The 3,532-nt window shown below is 70.6% G+C and carries 3 protein-coding genes and 1 pseudogene; 2 read left to right on the forward strand and 2 right to left on the reverse strand.

Features of this window, described 5'->3' with window-relative positions; genetic code table 11:
- On the forward strand, positions 1 to 384 hold a 384-nt coding region (locus tag A5709_RS20435), incomplete at its 5' end, for a helix-turn-helix domain-containing protein (RefSeq protein ID WP_156768111.1).
- Here A5709_RS20435 and serS read toward each other — a convergent pair.
- Positions 381 to 1,643 carry a serine--tRNA ligase gene (gene serS, locus A5709_RS20440; protein ID WP_068121975.1) on the reverse strand — a complete coding sequence of 421 codons (1,263 nt, stop codon included), beginning with the start codon at positions 1,641 to 1,643 and terminating at the stop codon, positions 381 to 383. The genes A5709_RS20435 and serS overlap by 4 nt on opposite strands.
- A gap of 111 nt (positions 1,644 to 1,754) precedes the next feature.
- On the opposite strand from serS, the pseudogene A5709_RS20445 reads away from it, so the two are divergent.
- Positions 1,755 to 3,050, forward strand: a pseudogene (locus A5709_RS20445) (septum formation family protein); the annotation flags it as partial.
- Here A5709_RS20445 and A5709_RS27715 read toward each other — a convergent pair.
- Positions 3,041 to 3,391, reverse strand: coding sequence for a metallopeptidase family protein (locus tag A5709_RS27715; protein WP_156673314.1), 351 nt, complete (start codon positions 3,389 to 3,391; stop codon positions 3,041 to 3,043). The pseudogene A5709_RS20445 and the gene A5709_RS27715 sit on opposite strands and share 10 nt — an antisense overlap.
- Positions 3,392 to 3,532 lie beyond the last annotated feature (141 nt).

Here is a 3,532-nt window from a genome sequence, read left to right on the forward strand (position 1 = left end):
CTGGAGGTGCTGCATGACCAGGTGCAGGCGGCCAGTCCCGGTGAGCCACTGTGGCTTCCGACGCCGGTCGACGGCCGGCTCCGCGACGCGTGCGCGATGATCGCCGACAACCTGCGTGACCCGTTGACGTTGCAGCAGATCGGCCGTCGGATCGGCATCGGCCAACGCACCCTGAGCCGCCTGTTCCGCGACGAGCTGGCGATGACCTTTCCGCAATGGCGCACCCAGCTCCGGTTGCAACGCGCCCTGGTGCTGCTCGCCGAGCGCCGCGACGTCACGTCGGTGGCGTCCGAATGTGGTTGGGCCACAGCGAGCGCCTTCATCGACACCTACCGGCGGGCCTTCGGGCACACGCCGGGGCGGGCGATCGCCAAGACGCCCTAGCGGTTGGTGGGCTCGAGCACCTCGGCGCCCACGAAGGGCACCAGCGCGTCGGGCACCCGCACGCTGCCGTCGGGCTGCTGGTGGTTCTCCAGGATCGCCACCAGCCACCGGGTGGTGCCCAGCGTGCCGTTGAGGGTGGCGGCGGTCTGCGGCTTGCCGTTGTCGTCGCGGTAGCGCGTGGAAAGCCGGCGCGCCTGGAAGGTGGTGCAGTTGGACGTCGACGTCAGCTCGCGGTAGGTGCCCTGCGTGGGAACCCATGCCTCGCAGTCGAATTTGCGGGCGGCAGACGACCCGAGATCGCCTGCGGCGACGTCGATCACCCGATACGGCACCCCGATCTGGGCCAGCATCTCGCGCTGCCAGCCCAGCAACCGTTCGTGTTCGGCCTCGGCTTCGGCGGGCGTGCAGTAGACGAAGCCTTCGACCTTGTCGAACTGATGCACCCGGATGATGCCGCGGGTGTCCTTGCCGTAGCTGCCGGCCTCCCGCCGGAAGCACGACGACCAGCCCGCGTAGCGCAGGGGTCCGCCGGACAGGTCCAGGATTTCGTCGGCGTGGTAGCCGGCCAGCGGCACCTCGGAGGTGCCGACCAGGTAGAGGTCGTCGGCCTCGACGCGGTAGATCTCGTCGGCGTGGGCGCCGAGGAATCCGGTGCCGGCCATCACCTCGGGGCGCACCAGCACCGGCGGGATCATCGGGATGAAGCCGTTCTCGACGGCCAACCGCAGGGCCAGCTGCAGCAGCCCGAGCTGCAGCAGCGCCCCACGCCCGGTCAGGAAGTAGAAGCGCGAGCCGGACACCTTGGCGCCGCGTTGCATGTCGATCAGCCCCAGCGACTCGCCTAGCTCCAGGTGGTCCTTCGGGTTTTGCAGCGAAGGAGGCTCGCCCACGACCTCCAGGACGCGGTATTCGTCCTCCCCGCCGGCGGGCACCCCGTCGATGACGACGTTGGAGATCGCCATGTGCGCGGCGGTGAAGGCGGCCTCCGCCTCGGCCTGCTCGGTTTCGGCGGCCTTCACCTGCTCGGCCAACTCCTTGGCGCGCGCCAGCTTGGCCGGGCGCTCCTCGGGCGACGCGGCGCCGACGCTCTTGCTGGCCGACTTCTGTTCGGCGCGCAGCGCGTCGGCCGACGAGATCGCCGCCCGGCGGGCGACGTCGGCCGCCAGCAAGGCGTCGACCAGCGCCGGGTCCTCGCCCCGGTTGAGTTGGGAACGGCGCACGGCGTCGGGGTCTTCCCGGAGCAGCTTCAGGTCGATCACGGCCCTGACACTACTTTTTCGGTTCCGGTCGGCGGGCAGAGCACCCAATCGGACTCAACTCAGGACTCACATCCGTAACTTTTGTCACGGGGCTCAGGTGGCCCTGTCAGAATGGAGCCGATGTCACGAGCGCCCGAGACGGACCTTCCGGAAGCCCCGGAGTCCGACGCCCCCACCGCCGAGCCGGAACAGCCGCAAGCCGGCTTCCGGTGGCCGCGCAGTCTGCAGGCCCAGGCGACTCGGCGCGCCCTGCTGCTGACCGCGCTGGGCGGCCTGCTGATCGCCGGGGTGGTCACCGCGCTGCCGGTGGGGGGCACCGGCACGGGGCGGCTGTCCGGCTATCTCAACGGCAACCCGGTGCCCACCACCGGCAGCAAGAGCGACGCCGCCTTCAACAAGGCCGCCAGCGGTGACTGCCTGATCTGGCCGGACGCCACCCCGGAGTCGGCGAAGATCGTCAACTGCGCCGACGACCACAAGTTCGAAGTCGCCGAATCCGTCGACATGAGGACGTTCCCGGGCGCCGAATACGGCCCCAACGCCGCTCCCCCCTCGCCCGCCCGCATTCAGCAGATCACCCAGGAGCAGTGCGAATCCGCCGTGCGCAACTACCTGGGCCCCAAGTTCGATCCCAACAGCAAGTTCACCGTCAGCCTGCTGTGGCCCGGTGACCGGGCCTGGCGCCAGAACGGCGAGCGCCGCATGTTGTGCGGACTGCAGCTGCCCGGCCCCAACAACCAGCAACAGGCCTTCAAGGGCAAGGTCGCCGAGGTCGACCAGTCCAAGGTCTGGCCGGCCGGCACCTGCCTGGGCATCGACTCGGCCACCAACCAGCCGATCGATGCGCCGGTCGAGTGCGCGACTCCGCACGCGATGGAGGTGACCGGCACGGTCAACCTGGCCGAGAAGTTCCCCGGCGCGCTGCCGGCGGAGCCCGACCAGGACGGGTACATCAAGGATCTGTGCACCAAGATGACGGACGCCTATCTGGCGCCGGTCAAGTTGCGCACCACCACCCTGACGCTGATCTACCCCACCGTGCCGCTGGCCAGCTGGACGGCCGGCAGCCGCGAGGTCGCCTGCAGCATCGGCGCGACCTTGGGCAACGGCGGCTGGGCCACCCTGGTCAACAGCGCGAAGGGCCAACTGCTCATCAACGGTCAGCCGCCGGTGCCGCCGCCCGACATTCCCGAAGAGCGGCTCACCATGCCGCCAATACCGCTCCAGGTGCCGGCACAGGCTCCGCAGAGCCAGGCCAGCGCTCCCCCGGAGATCCCGCCGAACAATCAGCACCTCCCGGGTCAGCAGCCGGCGGTAGCGCCCCAGGCGCCCGCGTCGGACACCCCGCCTCCCCAGGCGCCGCAGGCCCCACCCCCGGCGGACGCCGGGGCGCCACCTCAGGCCCAGCCCAGTTCTTCCAGCCGGTCGTCGTCGATGCCGAAGTGGTGGGCGACCTCGTGGATCACCGTGATCGCCACCTCCTCGACGACGTCGTCCTCGGAATCGCAGACGTCCAGCAGCGCCTCGCGGTAGATGGTGATGGCGTCCGGCAGCGATCCGGCGTAGTCGGAGTCGCGGTCGGTGAGGGCGACCCCCTCGTACAGCCCGAGCAGTTCGCCGTCCTCGGGGTGGCGGTCGTCGACCAGCACGACGACGTTGTCCATCGCCGCCGCCAGCTGAGGTGGGATCAGGTCGAGCGCGTCGGACACCAGTTCGTCGAACCGCTGGGGATCCATCCGCGCGGGCACGCGGCTAGCCCCCGGCTGGCGGCGCGGGCGGCACCTCAGGCCCCGGGTTGGCCGGCGGCGGCGCCCCGCCGTCCGCGGGGGGCGGGGCCTGAGGGTGGGTCAGCCGCGCCGGTTTTATGGGCGCGGCATCCCGGATTTGTC

It is taken from the genome of Mycobacterium sp. E1386, assembly GCF_001672745.1.
Taxonomy (GTDB): Bacteria; Actinomycetota; Actinomycetes; order Mycobacteriales; family Mycobacteriaceae; genus Mycobacterium.